The sequence below is a fragment of the Gemmobacter nanjingensis genome (assembly GCF_014652195.1).
GTDB classification, from domain to species: Bacteria; Pseudomonadota; Alphaproteobacteria; order Rhodobacterales; family Rhodobacteraceae; genus Gemmobacter; species Gemmobacter caeni.
In genome coordinates this window covers 530474-544544 of record NZ_BMYI01000001.1, presented here as the reverse complement: position 1 = coordinate 544544, position 14071 = coordinate 530474, and the positions used below count along the sequence as shown (strand labels likewise).

General features: G+C 63.3%; 16 protein-coding genes and 1 tRNA gene. 3 read left to right on the top strand and 14 right to left on the bottom strand.

Features of this window, described 5'->3' with window-relative positions:
- Positions 1 to 2 precede the first annotated feature (2 nt).
- The 8 genes from IE126_RS02755 to IE126_RS02720 all read right to left on the bottom strand — a co-directional run bounded on the left by IE126_RS02755 (position 3) and on the right by IE126_RS02720 (position 7619).
- The gene (locus IE126_RS02755) at positions 3 to 971 is read right to left on the bottom strand and encodes a type II secretion system F family protein (protein ID WP_054301772.1); all 969 of its coding nucleotides are present in this window, start codon (positions 969 to 971) and stop codon (positions 3 to 5) included.
- A 9-nt stretch (positions 972 to 980) separates the two neighbouring features.
- Entirely contained in the window at positions 981 to 2438 is a 1458-nt protein-coding gene (locus IE126_RS02750; RefSeq protein ID WP_054301773.1) for a CpaF family protein, read from the bottom strand.
- Positions 2439 to 2462: 24 nt separating this feature from the next.
- Complete coding sequence (locus IE126_RS02745; protein WP_054301774.1) at positions 2463 to 3728, bottom strand: AAA family ATPase; 1266 nt, start codon at positions 3726 to 3728, stop codon at positions 2463 to 2465.
- Positions 3729 to 3970: 242 nt separating this feature from the next.
- Entirely contained in the window at positions 3971 to 4630 is a 660-nt protein-coding gene (locus tag IE126_RS02740; protein ID WP_054301775.1) for an OmpA family protein, read from the bottom strand.
- Positions 4631 to 4633: 3 nt separating this feature from the next.
- Positions 4634 to 6025, bottom strand: a complete 1392-nt coding sequence (locus tag IE126_RS02735) for a type II and III secretion system protein family protein (protein ID WP_189380107.1) — start codon at positions 6023 to 6025, stop codon at positions 4634 to 4636.
- A gap of 205 nt (positions 6026 to 6230) precedes the next feature.
- Positions 6231 to 7094, bottom strand: coding sequence for a Flp pilus assembly protein CpaB (gene cpaB / locus IE126_RS02730; RefSeq protein WP_054301777.1), 864 nt, complete (start codon positions 7092 to 7094; stop codon positions 6231 to 6233).
- 51 nt (positions 7095 to 7145) lie between these two features.
- The gene (locus tag IE126_RS02725; protein WP_158640454.1) at positions 7146 to 7322 is read right to left on the bottom strand and encodes a hypothetical protein; all 177 of its coding nucleotides are present in this window, start codon (positions 7320 to 7322) and stop codon (positions 7146 to 7148) included.
- A gap of 111 nt (positions 7323 to 7433) precedes the next feature.
- Entirely contained in the window at positions 7434 to 7619 is a 186-nt protein-coding gene (locus tag IE126_RS02720; protein ID WP_054301778.1) for a Flp family type IVb pilin, read from the bottom strand.
- A gap of 372 nt (positions 7620 to 7991) precedes the next feature.
- On the opposite strand from IE126_RS02720, the gene IE126_RS02715 reads away from it, so the two are divergent.
- Positions 7992 to 8870, top strand: a complete 879-nt coding sequence (locus IE126_RS02715) for a lytic transglycosylase domain-containing protein (protein ID WP_054301779.1) — start codon at positions 7992 to 7994, stop codon at positions 8868 to 8870.
- On the opposite strand, the gene IE126_RS02710 is transcribed toward IE126_RS02715, so the two are convergent.
- The 3 genes from IE126_RS02710 to IE126_RS02700 form a co-directional block, all read right to left on the bottom strand.
- Complete coding sequence (locus IE126_RS02710) at positions 8867 to 9157, bottom strand: GNAT family N-acetyltransferase (RefSeq protein ID WP_189380106.1); 291 nt, start codon at positions 9155 to 9157, stop codon at positions 8867 to 8869. The two genes, IE126_RS02715 and IE126_RS02710, sit on opposite strands and share 4 nt — an antisense overlap.
- Positions 9158 to 9218: 61 nt before the next feature.
- Positions 9219 to 9848 carry a CoA transferase subunit B gene (locus tag IE126_RS02705; protein WP_108128268.1) on the bottom strand — a complete coding sequence of 210 codons (630 nt, stop codon included), beginning with the start codon at positions 9846 to 9848 and terminating at the stop codon, positions 9219 to 9221.
- Complete coding sequence (locus IE126_RS02700) at positions 9848 to 10552, bottom strand: CoA transferase subunit A (RefSeq protein WP_108128269.1); 705 nt, start codon at positions 10550 to 10552, stop codon at positions 9848 to 9850. Before IE126_RS02700 ends, IE126_RS02705 begins: the two co-directional genes overlap by 1 nt.
- Positions 10553 to 10713: 161 nt before the next feature.
- Between IE126_RS02700 and IE126_RS02695 the strand changes: the two genes are divergently transcribed.
- A tRNA-Leu gene (locus IE126_RS02695) sits at positions 10714 to 10797 on the top strand.
- A 102-nt stretch (positions 10798 to 10899) separates the two neighbouring features.
- Positions 10900 to 11652 (top strand): SDR family oxidoreductase, encoded by a 753-nt coding sequence (locus IE126_RS02690; RefSeq protein ID WP_054301783.1) that lies wholly within the window; start codon positions 10900 to 10902, stop codon positions 11650 to 11652.
- Positions 11653 to 11684: 32 nt separating this feature from the next.
- Here IE126_RS02690 and IE126_RS02685 read toward each other — a convergent pair whose 3' ends face one another.
- Genes IE126_RS02685 through IE126_RS02675 form a run of 3 tightly spaced genes read right to left on the bottom strand, consistent with a single transcriptional unit; the run spans position 11685 to position 14063 of the window.
- Positions 11685 to 12245 (bottom strand): GNAT family N-acetyltransferase, encoded by a 561-nt coding sequence (locus IE126_RS02685; protein WP_189380105.1) that lies wholly within the window; start codon positions 12243 to 12245, stop codon positions 11685 to 11687.
- On the bottom strand, positions 12242 to 13561 hold the full coding sequence (locus IE126_RS02680) for a TRAP transporter large permease (RefSeq protein WP_108128271.1): 1320 nt from the start codon (positions 13559 to 13561) through the stop codon (positions 12242 to 12244). Before IE126_RS02680 ends, IE126_RS02685 begins: the two co-directional genes overlap by 4 nt.
- Complete coding sequence (locus IE126_RS02675) at positions 13554 to 14063, bottom strand: TRAP transporter small permease (RefSeq protein WP_054301786.1); 510 nt, start codon at positions 14061 to 14063, stop codon at positions 13554 to 13556. The genes IE126_RS02680 and IE126_RS02675 overlap by 8 nt, the downstream gene beginning before the upstream one ends.
- Positions 14064 to 14071 lie beyond the last annotated feature (8 nt).

Below are 14071 nucleotides of genomic sequence, written 5' to 3'. Positions count from 1 at the left end.
CCTCAGACTTTGATATTGACCATGATGCGCATGTAAATGATGTTCAGGATCAGGAAGACGCCGACCGCCAGCGCTGCGGGAATGAAGACCGAGGTTTCCTGAACTTCGTCAAAATAGTCGGGCTTCAGCATCAGGATCATCACCAGCGCCAGGATGGGGAAGGACGACAGGAACATCCCCGACCATTTCGCCTCGGCGGTGATGGCCTTGACCCGGCGGAACAGCTTGAACCGCGAGCGGATGACCTTTGACAGCCCTTCCAGGATCTCGGCCAGGTTGCCGCCGGATTGCTGCTGGATCGTCACCGCCACCGCAAGGAAGCGCAGATCCTGATTGTCCATCCGTTCGGCGAAGGCTTTCAGGCTTTCGGCCACGTCGCGGCCATAGGCGGCCTCGTCACCGATCAGGCCGAATTCGGTGCCCAGCGGATCAGGGACTTCCTTGGCGACGATTCCCATGGCTGAGGCAAAGGGATGCCCCACCCGGAGCGAGCGCACCATCAGCTCCACCGCGTCGGGAAGCTGTTCCTCCATCAGCGCCACGCGCTTCTTGGCCTTCTTGTTCACCCACATGTAGACGCCGCCGACGCCCATCACCACGGCAATCAGCGCCCGGACCGGGCCTTCGGCGGGTGTGCCGATAGCAAGGCCGAGATAGGCAAACACCGACAACCCGGCCATGATCCCGATGAGCTGGATCGGCGAGAAGGCGATATTCGCTTTCTGCGCCTTTGAGGCGAGGATCGAATAGACCGGGATTGACCGTGCCCGCATGTGCTGGCTCATCTCCTTGCGGAGCTGGGCCAGAACCTCTTCGCGGTTCTGGTTCTTTTCCATCAGCGCAAGCCGCCGCGACATGCGGCTGCTGAGGCTGATCGACTTGCCGAAGACGGTCAGATACAGACCTTCGACCAGCGCCAGCACCGCGACGAAGATCAGGACATAGACGATAACGGCGGGATTGATCGTCATGGGCGCACCTCAGGCAATCGGTTCGTAGATCGACGGGGGCAGGTTGAAGCCCCATTGTTTGAATCGCTCGGAATAGTGCGAGCGCACGCCGGTCGCATTGAAGCGGCCGATGATCTTGCCGTCCGGGGCCATGCCCAGACGCTCGTAGCGAAAGATTTCCTGCATCGAGATGACTTCGCCTTCCATCCCGGTGATCTCGGTGATCGAGATCATGCGGCGCGAACCGTCTTGCAGGCGGCTGGCCTGCACGATCAGGTTGACGGCGCTGGCGATCTGGCTGCGCACGGCCTTCAGCGGCATTTCGATCCCGGCCATGGCCACCATGTTTTCCAGACGGCTGATGCCGTCGCGCGGGTTGTTGGCGTGGATCGTGGTCATCGAGCCATCATGGCCGGTGTTCATCGCCTGAAGCATGTCGATGACCTCCTCGCCGCGGGTTTCGCCCACGATGATGCGGTCGGGACGCATCCGCAGCGCGTTGCGCAAGCAATCGCGCTGGGTCACCGCGCCCTTGCCCTCGACGTTGGCGGGGCGGCTTTCCATCCGGCCGACGTGGATCTGTTGCAGTTGGAGTTCTGCCGTATCCTCAATGGTCAGCACGCGCTCGGTATTGTCGATGAAGGAGGACAGCGCGTTCAGCGTCGTGGTTTTCCCCGAACCCGTCCCGCCCGAGACGATGACGTTCAGCCGGGTCGACACGGCGGCTTCCAGATAAAGCGCCATCTCCTCGGTGAAGGCGCCGAACTTCACCAGATCGTTGATGCCCAGCTTTTCCTTCTTGAACTTCCGGATCGACACCAGCGAGCCGTCGACCGCCACCGGCGGCACCATGCAGTTGAAACGCGAGCCGTCGGCAAGGCGCGCGTCGCAATAGGGGTTCGATTCATCGACGCGGCGGCCCACCGCGCTCACGATCTTGTCGATGATGCGCAGCAGGTGGCGTTCGTCCTTGAACGTGATGTCGGTCAGGGTCAGCTTGCCGCCGCGTTCCACGAAGATGCGCTGGGGTCCGTTTACGAGGATATCGCTGACCGTTTCGTCTTTCAGCAACGGCTCCAGCGGGCCAAGGCCCATCACCTCGTCATAAAGCTCCTGGTTCAGCGTGGCGCGGTCATGCGCGTTCAGCGCCACTGCCATCTCGTCCAGCGCTTCGGAGGAAATCGCAGCGATCTCGGCCTTGAGATTGGATTCCGACGCCTTTTCCAGTGCCGCGAGATTGAGGTTTTCCAGAAGCCGCTTGTGCAGTTCGACCTTCAGTTCCTGAAGCCGGTCCTTGCGCTTGCGTTCCTTGTCGGCGGCAGCGGCCTCGGCCGGGGCACGCGGCGCGTTGCGCGCGGGGGCAAGCCCCGGAGCCGCCGGTTTCGCCGGCTGCCCAACGGCTTTGGGCGCGGCGGTTGCCGCGCCTACGGGCGCCAGAGGGGCAGGCTTCGGGCTTGTGCCCTCAGGCTTCTTGAACCTTGAAAACATCTCGTTACTCCACTCGGCGACAGCTTAGCCGCGGCTGGTCTCGGCGGCCTTGTTCACCTCGAAAAGCTGCTTGGCCAGCTTGCCGATTTCCTTGCGCAGCGGGTTTTTCGCGGCGGTTTCCGACAGCGGCAGGCCGTGATCGTTGGATTGCGTCACCTGTGCGCCCCCGTCAGGCAGTTGCACCTCGATGCTGATATCCAGACTTTCGGCCATCCGCTTCACCCGGCTTTTCGCGGTCAGATCGGTGAACTTGGGCGCGCGGTTCAGCACGAAGCGCAGCTTTTCATGCGGCAGCCCTTCGGCTTTCAGCGCGCGGGTCAGGCGCAGCACATTCTGCGCCGAGCGCAGGTCCAGCTCCATCAGACCGAAATAGACATGGGCGCGCGACAGCACCGTCTCGGTCCAGGCCACGATGGTCTTGGGCATGTCGACGATCACGAAATCGAAATTCGCCATCGCCATGTCCAGCAGGCGCGACACATCCTCGGGGCCGATGATGTCCAGCGGCAGCATGTCGGAAGGCGCGGTGAAGACATGCAGGCGATCATTGAAGGTGATCATCGCCTGCAGGAAGGAATCGCTGTCGGCATGTTCGGTATCCTGAAGGATTTCAAACACCGCCTCGCGGCGCGGCAGGTCCAGATAGGTGGCGATGGCGCCGAATTGCAGGTCGAGGTCCAGCAGGCAGACCCGGGGCGGGTTCTGCTTGTCGATGGTCGCGAGTTCCCAGGCAAGATTCGCGGCAAAGGTCGAGGCGCCGGTGCCCCCGGCCAGGCCATGCACCGGCAACAGCACCGCGTCGCGGTCGCCCTTGGCCTTGAAGCTGGGCGTCTGGTGCGGCTCCTCGGGCTCGGCAGGCTGTTCGGCCGCCGGGGCAGGAGCGGGCTGGCGAATGCGTTCGATTGCTTCGTGCAGGGCACCTTCCGGCAGCGGATAGGGGACGAAGTCATCGGCCCCGAGGCGCAGCAGCTGATGCAGCGCGACCGGGCTGACCTGATCGGCAATCAGGACTACGCGGATCCCGCGCCCCTTGGCGGTGCGGATGATCTCGGTGATCCGGGTCAGATCGGCCTCGTCCTTGTCATCTACGGCGACTGCCACGAATTGCAGGCTGCCCGCATCCGGCTGTTCAAGGAAGATCGCGGCGTCCTCGAATGACAGATCGCCCCAGTTTTCACCCAGCTCCTGCTCCATGTCGTCGATGAGCAGTTCGAAATTCTGAACATCGCGCGAGATCGTGCATGCCACAACGGGCGCAGGATCGGGCTGAAGATTTGCCACACTCGTCATTGCCTCTGTCCTTCCTTGACCGGGCAGGCGGGGAACGGCGCCCCGCGCCGCGAATCCCGTAGCCGTCCCCGGGGCGCGTATGGACCGCGCCATTGGTTCGATTGCCCCGAAACTGGGGGTCAATATTGGCGACAATTGGGCCGAAAAGCCGTCAATCCGGGGCATTTGGACGGGCGAATCCGGCGCGGTGCCCAAAATGGAAACAGGCCCCGAAGGGCCTGTTCCGCATTCCGTTTCAAAGGTCAGCCGCCGGTGCCGACCGGCACCAGAACCGGCGTCATCTCGACGTTTGGCGGATGCTTGCGTTCCGCCAGCTTGACATATTCGCGCATGATCACGGCGGCATATTTGCCGTTCAGCGGCGCGGATTTGCCCTTCTGCACGAAGCCCGCGACCTCGGTCACAGTGCGGCGGTTCCGTTCTTCCGGGCTTTGGGTCATCACGACCGGCCGCGTCTCGCCATAAGAGACAAGCGCATCAAGACGCGACCGCGAGATGCCGCGGCTGCCCAGATAGGCGACAACAGCCTGGGCCCGTTTCTTGCCAAGCGATTTGTTATAGCCCGGCGAGCCCACGAGATCGGTATGACCATAGACCGAGAAGCGCAGTTCGGGGAACTGGCGCATCCAGTTGGCCTGATGATCCAGCACGCTGCGCGCCTCTGGTGTCAGCGCGGCAGAGTTGAACGGGAAGGTGATGGTCGAGGGCACTTCGCTGGCAAAGCGTCGCCCAAGCTGAATCCGGTAGTCGACAGCGCCGGTCTGGATCAGCGAATTGTTCATCGTCGCTTCGCCGAAATGGCCGTTGTCGACCTCGGCGCCCAGTTCCTTGTTCATGTCGCCGCAGGCCGACAGTGCCAGCAGCACTGCCGCCGAAAGGATGATCCGCATATGCCCCCGCATCGCTTACTCCATCACATAGCCGTAGGGGCTGGTGAAATCCTGCCGCGCGACCTCGCCAGCAGGGCCTTTGGCCCCCGCGACCTTGCCGAACAGGAACAGCTCTTTCTCGGTCGGGATGCGCACGCGGTCGGTTGGCAACGCCAAGGCCTCGCCGCGGGTGGGCGTTACCAGATGCGGCGTCACGATGATCACCAGCTCCGATTGCTGGCGCTGGTATTCGGCGCTGCGGAACAGCGCGCCAATGATCGGGATGTCGCCCAGCCACGGCACCTGGCCGTTCAGGTCGCGAAAGTCATCTTGCAGCAGACCTGCAATGGCAAAGCTTTCCCCGTCGCGCATCTCGACCGTGGTTGAGGTTTCGCGGCGCCGGAAAGCATTGACGCTGAAGCCTTCGTTTTCCACCGTCACCGTGCTGTCGATGGAGGAAACGGCGGCGTTGATCGTCAGGTTGATGTTGTCCCCGTCGACCACCACGGGGGTGAAGTTCATCTCCACGCCGAAGGGCTTGTACTCGACCGAGATACCATCTTTCGACACCACCGGGATCGGATATTCGCCACCCGCGAGGAACTTTGCTTCCTGTCCCGACAGGGCGGTCAGGTTCGGTTCCGCCAGAGTGCGGACCACCCCTTTGGATTCAAGGGCTTCCAGCAGCACCGCAAATTGCAGCGAACCTGCGGAAAACCCGAGGGCCAGCGCGGAATTCGCGTTTTCCCGCGCCGCGATATTGCCGTTGGAGATCCCGTTGTCGCCATTGAGCCAGGTGCCCGTCTCACCCTTGACGCCCACCTTGTTGCCGCCGGAGATGGCCAGAGAGGAAGACAGGTTCTTGGCGACCGAGCGCTGCATCTCGGCGAAGCGGACCTTGAGCATCACCTGCTGCGCCCCGCCGACGGACATCAGGTTCGACACCCGCTCAGGCGCATAGCGTTCCGCGAGGTCCAGCGCGCGATCCAGTTTCGCGGTCGAAGAAACGGTGCCCGACAGCACGATGCCGTCATTGGCGGTGCGGACCTCGATATTCTCACCCGGCAGGATCTGGCGCAGGCGTTCCTTGAACTCGGCCACATCGGGGGCCACCTGCACCTCGACGTTGGAGATCAGCTTGCCGTCGCCGGTCAGCAGCGTCAGCGTTGTGCGGCCGGGTGCCTTGCCCAGCACATAGATCGATTTGTCCGACAGGGTCGAGATATCGGCAATGCCGGGGTTGGCGATCGAGAGTTCCGCGAAAGGCGTATCACTTTCCACCACCACGGCGCGGTTCATCGGGACGTTCAGCGGCGCCGAGGCGCTGCCGGTCATGACGCGCAGGTTCTGGGCATCTGCCGTACTCGATCCGGCGGCGGCGAGGCACAAGCCTGCCAGAACCGCCGCGATAAACTTGTTCAACTGCATGTGACCTGCCTTTCCGATCACGCCTCGGGAACCGGGTCTTTTCGCCCTTTATTCGCATTCAAGATGCCGCAAGCGACATTTTATTGCAAGAATCAAACGCTTGTGCGGCGTTTCTGCTGTGGATAACCTGCAACAACCCACAAGCCGTAGCCGTAAACACTTACGGCAGCACCATTAATTGTGCTGCCGTCGAAGGTGTGGATGGTCAGTTGGTGCAGGGGATCGGGATTTCCAGCACATCTGCGCCCTTGCGGGTCTTGATGGTGCAGACCTTTTCCTCGACTTTTGGGGCCGCCGCCTCTTTCTGGATGCCCAGAAGCTGATCGTTATTGACCTCGATCGGGCCGGCCAGCGGTGTGTTGTCATCGCTTTTGGCGACCAGCGAGACCGAAAGCTGGCCGGTGGCCTGCCCCTGGGCCAGGCGCGCGACCTGCTGCGGGCTTGCGGCGACCGTCATGGCCTTGGGGGCCGACACGTCGGTTGCACGGGCATCTTCCTTGCCGGATTTGGTCGGCGGGCGGTCCACGGCGATAATCGCCAGCGAAGTTTCGATCATCTGCGTGACCTCACCGCCCATGCTGCTGACGCCGGTCCAGTAGACATCGACGCGGTTGCCCGGTTGCAGATAGCGCGAGGCGCCCGAGGCGTCATCGAATTTGATGGTAAAGGCGCGCTCTCCCGCAGCAAGCATGCCGGTCAGCCCCGCCACTTCGCCGGGTTCGGTGATTTTGACACCCAGAACCGGCTCGAATTTCTCCATCTGGCGCAGCACGAAGCGCGGCCGCGTTTCGCCTTCGGGGAACAGCGGATCGCCCGCCTTGAAGATGCCTTCGGGCAGGGCGCTTTGCGGCCAGTAGATCAGTTGCACGTCGTCGCGGGTCAGCGCGTCACCATAGTTGACCGCCCTGTTCACCACATAGACCTCGACCAGAGGTCCGGTTTTGGCCCGCATCTCGCGCTCTTTCGCAAGCTGGGCCTGGGTATGTCCGATGAAATTCTGGGCCATGTAAACCGCGAACCCGGCGAGAGCCAGCCCGAGCACCAGAACACCGGCAAAAATCATGCGCATTCTCGTTCCTCTCTCATTTTCTGCCTGTTCGGGCAGCAGATCGCCGCAAGACTAGCTGCGCGCCTCCAGAACCTTGTCGCTGATGCTTTCGGCGGCGTTTTCGTAAAGCGCCTGCGTCACGATCATGAAAATACCCATCGTCATGACAATGACTGCCGTGACCAGGACGACCCAGTCGACGGTGGCTGCGGCATCTTCGGCGCGCAGGAAGCCGGTGATCTTGTCCATGTCGGTCCTCGCGGTCCCTGAAGCGTCACGTGGAGCCTTGCAACGAAACAGGCTGCGGCTTGTGACCAAGCCGCAGCCCATGAAGTCTCGAAGTGTCCGAAGACGCCCGGATCAGTACGAGGCTGCGGTGTCCAGCTTGTCCGCGATGTTCGCGGCGGTCGCGTCGAGCGACGGCGAGATGGTTTGCATCACGACGAGGCCCAGGCCCACGATGGCGGCGGTCAGCACGACCCAGTCAACGGTCACGGCGCCCGATTCGTCGTTTTTGAAGGATTTGAAGATGTTCAGCAGTTTCATGGTCTTGGTCCCTTGGTTCAGGTGTTGCTCACTACTCGCCGCCGTTGCGTCTGACCGGCCTCTGTTCCGATCCGCTTCGTTGCGGCATGGGTGTATATAGCCCCCCGAAGGTGGCGGGAGTTGGGAGGCAATTTGACCGCTCGGGAAATCTGCGTAAAACCGAAAATAAAATCGCAATGCATTGAAATTAGTGGATATGTTTTTGAATTTTTCATGCCGAACGAAGGGCCCCACAGCCGCGCCCTGCCAAGTTGGGCAGGATTGCGGCAAAACTGCCACGATCTGACCGGGGGATTCGTCCCTTGCTGGAGCGATTCACGGGTTTCTGCGACAGTAGGGGGGCTAGAAACCGGGAAACGGGCAGGCATCCGCATGAGGCGGGCAGTATTGGTCACGATTCTGACAGGGGCGATTCTGCCCTTTCACTGGCATCCGGCGGGTGCCCAGACGCCTCCGGCGTTCGAGGATTTCACATTCCGGCGAATCAAGGCGCCCGGCTCGGGGGCTGGCAAGCGCATCACCGTGCAGATCGACCCCGAGGAACAGGCGCGCCGCCTCGCCGCCTCGCCCAAGGTCGACCGCGAGAAAGAGGCGCAGTCGGTGGCCGATGCGCCGCCGCCCGCACCGCTGGCTGATCCGGTGGCGAAACCCGCGTCTTCCTATGCATGGTTCTGGGAACAGGTGCCTGCGGACAGGGCGGCCGTGCAGGGGCGTTTCCCGCAGGCTCTGGCGGCGTTGTCGCAGGGGCCGGGCGGCAAGGCTGTCGCCGCGCCGCGTCTGCAAGCGATGCAGAATATCGCCTCGGCCTATGGCACTGACATCCTGAAAGCCACCATCGGCACCGAGGTTTCGCCCGCGCTCGCGCTGGCCGTCATCGGGATCGAAAGCGCGGGCCGCCCGGATGCGGTCAGTTCAGCGGGCGCGCAGGGGCTGATGCAGTTGATCCCCGCAACGGCCGAGCGGTTCGGTGTGACGGATTCCAAGGTGCCCGCGCAGAACATCAAGGGCGGGGTCGCCTATCTCGACTGGCTGATGAAGCGGTTCGACCGCGACCCGTTGATGGTGCTGGCCGCCTATAACGCGGGCGAGGGGGCGGTGGAGGCCAATGGCGGCATCCCGCCCTATGCGGAGACGCGGGATTATGTGCCGAAGGTGCTGGCAGCCTGGCAGGTGGCACAGGGCCTGTGTCTGACCCCGCCAGAGCTGTTTTCGGACCCCTGCGTCTTCAAGGTGATCGCGGCGGGGGGTTAGACCGCGAAGACATCCGCCCATTCGGGGTGGCGCTTGCGCTGTGCATTGACGAAGGGGCAAAGCGGCATGACCTTGAACCCCTCGGTCCGGGCATCCGCGACCAGACGCAGGACCAGCGCCAACCCGGCGCCGGTGCCGCGAAAGCTGTCGGGCACGCCGGTGTGATCGGCGATGACAAGCTGGGGCGAGGTGATGGAATAGGTCAGTTCGGCCTCCTCGCCGCCCTGACGAATGACATAGCGGCCCTTCGAGCCCGTGGTTTCGCGTGTGATCTCGAAGTCGCTCATGCAATCCTCCTGATGGTCGCAGGCGCCCCGCACAGGGCGGGGCAGCCAGATTCTTGCAAGGTCAGCCGACCAGCGTCGCCTCGGTGGCGGCGCGCAGATCGGCCTCGGTCACGCCATCGGCCAGTTCGACGATCTTCAGGCCGCCCGGCACCACGTCCAGCACGCCCAGATTTGTGATGATACGATCCACCACCGCCTTGCCGGTCAGCGGCAGGGTGCAGGCTTTCAGCACCTTCGACTCACCATGCTTCGAGGTGTGGTCCATCACCACCACCACGCGGCCCACGCCCGCCACAAGATCCATTGCGCCGCCCATGCCCTTCACGAGCTTGCCGGGGATCATCCAGTTCGCCAGATCGCCGTTTTCCGCCACTTCCATCGCGCCGAGGATCGCCATGGCGATCTTGCCACCACGGATCATGGCGAAGGAGGTCGCGCTGTCGAAATAGGCGGTCTGCGGCAGTTCGGTGATGGTCTGCTTGCCGGCGTTGATCAGGTCCGCGTCCTCTTCGCCCTCATAGGGGAAGGGGCCCATGCCCAGCATGCCGTTTTCTGATTGCAGCGTGACGTTGACGCCTTCGGGGATGTAGTTCGACACCAGCGTCGGAATGCCGATACCGAGGTTCACATACCAGCCGTCCTGAAGCTCCTGCGCGGCGCGTGCCGCCATCTGATTGCGATCCCAGGGCATCAGGCTTGCTCCTTCTTGCGGGTAGTGCGCTGTTCGATGCGCTTCTCGTGCTGGCCCTGCACGATGCGGTGGACATAGATGCCCGGCAGGTGGATGTGATCGGGGTCAAGGCTGCCCAGCGGCACGATTTCCTCGACCTCGGCCACGCAGACCTTGCCGCAGGTGGCGGCGGGCACGTTGAAGTTGCGCGCGGTCTTGCGGAACACCAGGTTGCCCGAGGGATCGGCCTTCCATGCCTTCACGATGGACACATCCGCCACGATGCCGGTTTCAAGGATGTATTCGCGGCCGTTGAAGACCTTCACATCCTTGCCTTCCGCGATCACCGTGCCAACGCCGGTGGCGGTGTAGAAGCCGGGAATGCCCGCGCCGCCCGCCCGCATCCGTTCGGCCAGCGTGCCTTGCGGGTTGAATTCCAGCTCCAGTTCGCCCGACAGATACTGGCGCATGAATTCGGCATTCTCGCCGACATAGGACGAGATCATCTTCCTGATCTGCCGGGTCTTGAGCAGTACGCCCAGACCGAAATCATCCACGCCACAGTTGTTCGAGGCGATGGTGATGTCCTTCGTTCCCGCCGCCTTGATCGCGTCGATCAGCAGTTCGGGGATGCCGCAAAGGCCGAAGCCTCCCGCCGCCATCGTCATGCCGTCGAACAGCAACCCCTCCAGCGCCGCTCCGGCGCTCGCATATGTCTTGTCCATGCGTCTCTCCCCGCAAACTCTCCGGGGTCAAGTTGTGGCGATTGCAACGGCCCAAGTCAATCGAACCCGTGCCGCATTGCAGCAGGGCCGCACGGAAAGCATGGGGCCGTGCGGGATGTGCCCTTTACCACGCCGCGCCGCCATGTAAGTTGCAGGCCAGTGCGGGTGTGGTGGAATGGTAGACACAGGCGACTTAAAATCGCCAGGGGTATCCCGTGCGGGTTCGAGCCCCGCCACCCGCACCAGAAGCGCGCTGGCCTGGCAGTCCGGCCTTTGCGCAAGAACCGGGTCGGTCGGCACATCCCGTTTTCCTAGACAGTTCTGAGCTTCAGGAAAGGAAGACGGAAATGCTACTGGATGGAAAGATCATCATTGTCACCGGCGCGAGCAGCGGGATCGGGGCGGCTGCGGCGCGGATTTTCGCTGCCGAAGGGGCAAGGCTGGTGCTGGGCGCGCGGCGTGGCGATCTGCTGGCCGATCTTGTGGCCGAGATCGCGGAGAAGGGGGGCGAGGCTGCCTTTCTGGCCGGGGATGTCGAAAACGGTGCCTATGCCGCTGATCTGGTGGCGCTGGCGGAAACCCGGTTTGGCGGGCTTGACGGTGCATTCAACAATGCCGGCATGACCGGAGAGCTGGGGCCGGTGCCCGACATGACCGAGGAAAACTGGCACAAGGTCATCGCCGTCAATCTGACCAGCGGCTTTCATGCGGCCAGGGCCCAGATTCCGGCGCTGCGCCGACGTGGCGCTGGCTCCATCGTCTTTACCTCGACCTTTGTCGGGCACACGGTCGGATTGCCGGGTATGGCGGCCTATGCGGCAGCGAAAGCCGGGCTGATCGGCATGACGCAGGTTCTGGCGGCAGAGCACGGGGCCGAGAACATCCGTGTCAACGCGCTGCTGCCCGGCGGGACGATGACGCCCATGGCCGGAGAGGATGCCGGATTCCATGACTTCGTGCGCGGCCTGCACGCGCTGAAGCGGATGGCGGAGCCTGCGGAAATCGCCAATGCGGCGCTGTTCCTGCTGTCTGACAAGGCGTCTTTCGTGACCGGCACGGCGATGCTGGCGGATGGGGGCAATTCGATCAGCAAGCTTTGAGCCTTGCGCGCTGTCCCGATGCGGGGCAGCGCTCAGCCCCGGTCGCGCCACTCGCGCCCCAGCAGGGCATAGATGAACTCGTCGCCCCAGACGCCTTCGAAGAAGTCGTTCTCCACCAGATGCGCCTCGCGGCGCAGGCCAAGACGGTCGGCAAGGCGCCAGGAAGCCTCGTTGCGGCTGGCGATGCGGGCGAAGATGCGATGCAGGCCGCAGGGACCGAAGCCAAGCGCCAGCATGGCCCCGGCGGCCTCGGTCGCGTAGCCCTGTCCGGCGAAATCGGGGTGGAAGATATATCCAAGCTCGCCCTGACGCGCGATGCGGTTGGCATATTTCAGCACCACCTCACCCAGCAGAGCCCCGTCCGTCTGGCGGCAGACCGCCAGCCGGAAGGCATCGCCCTCGTCCTCGAACCGCGGATCGCAGGCGCGGGCGAATTGCTGGGCCAGCGCCTCGCCCTCGGGCGGGGCGGTGTAAAGATGGCGATAAACCTCGGCCCGTCGGTGACAATCGGCATAGGCCGCGAAATCCTCGGGGACAAAACGGCGCAGCGAAAGCCGCGCCGTCTGGTGGGGCAGGGGCGGCAGCCCGCTCATGGCAGCATCTGCGAGGGCAGGAACAGCGTCAGCCCCGGGATCAGCAGCAGAAGCAGCAGGCGCAGGATGTCCATCATCCAGAAGGGCGTCACCCCGCGGAAGATCGTCGCGGTGGACACATTGCCGACCACACCTTTCAGAATGAACACGTTCAGCCCGACCGGCGGGGTGATCAGGCTGATTTCCGTCACCACCACCACGATGATGCCGAACCATACCGGGTTGAAGCCCATGCCGGTGACCAGCGGAAAGAAGATCGGCACAGTCAGCAGCAGCATCGACAGGCTTTCGAACACGCAGCCAAGCGCCACATAGATCAGCACGATCAGCGCCATGACCATCCAGGGGGCGAGGCCCATCTCCATCACGCCATTGGCCAGCGCCTCGGGCAGGCCCGCGATATTGACGAAGTTCGAGAAGATCCACGCCCCGATCAGTACCGCGAACAGCGAAGCGGTGGTCAGCGCGGTTTCCTCCAGCACCTCGCGGATGTCGGCGAGCGTCAGACCGCCGCGCGCCAGCGCGATCAGGAAGGCGCCCATCGCCCCCATGCCCGCCGCTTCGGTCGGCGAGAAGGTCAGATGGATCGGCCAGACATCCAGCGCGCCGTAAAGCCCGCCAATCACCAGCCCGAACAAGAGCAGCACCGACCAGACACCGCGCAGCGCCGCCAGACGTTGCCCCCAGGTCGCGCGCGGTCCCGCCGGACCGGCAGCAGGATTGCGCAGGACCGAGATATAGACGGCAGCCAGGTAAAACAGGATACCCAGTGCGCCGGGGATGATCCCGGCGATGAACAACTGCCCGATAGAGGTTTCGGTCAGCAGCCCGTAGATCACGAGGATGACCGAGGGCGGGATCAGGATGCCCAGCGTGCCGCCGGCCGCGATGGAGGCGGTGGAAAGGCTGTCGGCATAGCCGTATTTCCGCATCTCGGGCATGGCGACCTTCGACATGGTGGCGGCGGTCGCCAGAGACGAGCCGCAGATTGCGGCGAATCCGCCGCAGGCCACAATGGTCGCCATGGCAAGGCCCCCCCGGAAATGGCCCAGGAAGGCGTTCGAGACCTGATAAAGCTCGCGGCTGATGCCGCCCTTGTTGACGAACAGCCCCATCAGGATGAACAGTGGCACCACCGACAGGCCATAATCCTGGCTGGTGTCAATCACCAGCCGGGCCGCCATGGAGATGGCGCCGCGAAAGTTGGTTTCCAGCGCATAGCCCACAAGACCGACCAGACCCATGGCAAAGGCGATGGGCATGCGCAGCAATACCAGCACCAGAACGGCAGCGAAGCCGATGAGAGAGTCAGTCATGCCCGGCCTCCCACAGCAGGCGCGGGGCCAGCCAGATCATCAGGCCGCGTACAATCAGCACGGCAGCGGTGAGAAAGGTCATAATTGCGATGAACCATGTGACGGTGGAAACGGGAATGGCGAGGTATTCGGTCACGTCGCCATAGCTGCGGGCGCGTTCGGCCAGATCGACGATGCGCCAGGCAGGCCACAGCAGCATAACGCCCGACAGGGTGGTGACGATGCCGTCGCGCAGACGTTCAAGATGCAGCCGGGCGAAGATCGGGTCCAGCAGGTCCACCGCGATATGGCCGCCGCGCCCCGAAAGAACGGGCAGCGAGGCGAAGACGATGATGGCGATGGCGATACGGGTCAGTTCGGTGGCGGCCTCGATGGGCGCACTGAAGGCCGACCGCAGCACCACATCGCAGAAGGTCAGCACCATGAGCGCGAACAGAGTGACAGAAGCAAGAAGGACAGGCAGCACCGAAAGGCGCCGCATGAGGCGGATCAAGGGTATCATCAGGGGCT

Coding starts and splice junctions, on each gene's coding strand:
- IE126_RS02675 (WP_054301786.1), bottom strand. CDS start 14,063: ATGATACCCTTGATCCGCCTCATGCGGCGCCTTTCGGTGCTGCCTGTC.
- IE126_RS02750 (WP_054301773.1), bottom strand. CDS start 2,438: ATGTTTTCAAGGTTCAAGAAGCCTGAGGGCACAAGCCCGAAGCCTGCC.
- IE126_RS02715 (WP_054301779.1), top strand. CDS start 7,992: ATGAGGCGGGCAGTATTGGTCACGATTCTGACAGGGGCGATTCTGCCC.
- IE126_RS02755 (WP_054301772.1), bottom strand. CDS start 971: ATGACGATCAATCCCGCCGTTATCGTCTATGTCCTGATCTTCGTCGCG.
- IE126_RS02745 (WP_054301774.1), bottom strand. CDS start 3,728: ATGACGAGTGTGGCAAATCTTCAGCCCGATCCTGCGCCCGTTGTGGCA.
- IE126_RS02710 (WP_189380106.1), bottom strand. CDS start 9,157: ATGAGCGACTTCGAGATCACACGCGAAACCACGGGCTCGAAGGGCCGC.
- IE126_RS02725 (WP_158640454.1), bottom strand. CDS start 7,322: ATGGACAAGATCACCGGCTTCCTGCGCGCCGAAGATGCCGCAGCCACC.
- IE126_RS02705 (WP_108128268.1), bottom strand. CDS start 9,848: ATGCCCTGGGATCGCAATCAGATGGCGGCACGCGCCGCGCAGGAGCTT.
- cpaB (WP_054301777.1), bottom strand. CDS start 7,094: ATGCGCATGATTTTTGCCGGTGTTCTGGTGCTCGGGCTGGCTCTCGCC.
- IE126_RS02720 (WP_054301778.1), bottom strand. CDS start 7,619: ATGAAACTGCTGAACATCTTCAAATCCTTCAAAAACGACGAATCGGGC.
- IE126_RS02680 (WP_108128271.1), bottom strand. CDS start 13,561: ATGACTGACTCTCTCATCGGCTTCGCTGCCGTTCTGGTGCTGGTATTG.
- IE126_RS02740 (WP_054301775.1), bottom strand. CDS start 4,630: ATGCGGGGGCATATGCGGATCATCCTTTCGGCGGCAGTGCTGCTGGCA.
- IE126_RS02700 (WP_108128269.1), bottom strand. CDS start 10,552: ATGGACAAGACATATGCGAGCGCCGGAGCGGCGCTGGAGGGGTTGCTG.
- IE126_RS02685 (WP_189380105.1), bottom strand. CDS start 12,245: ATGAGCGGGCTGCCGCCCCTGCCCCACCAGACGGCGCGGCTTTCGCTG.
- IE126_RS02690 (WP_054301783.1), top strand. CDS start 10,900: ATGCTACTGGATGGAAAGATCATCATTGTCACCGGCGCGAGCAGCGGG.
- IE126_RS02735 (WP_189380107.1), bottom strand. CDS start 6,025: ATGCAGTTGAACAAGTTTATCGCGGCGGTTCTGGCAGGCTTGTGCCTC.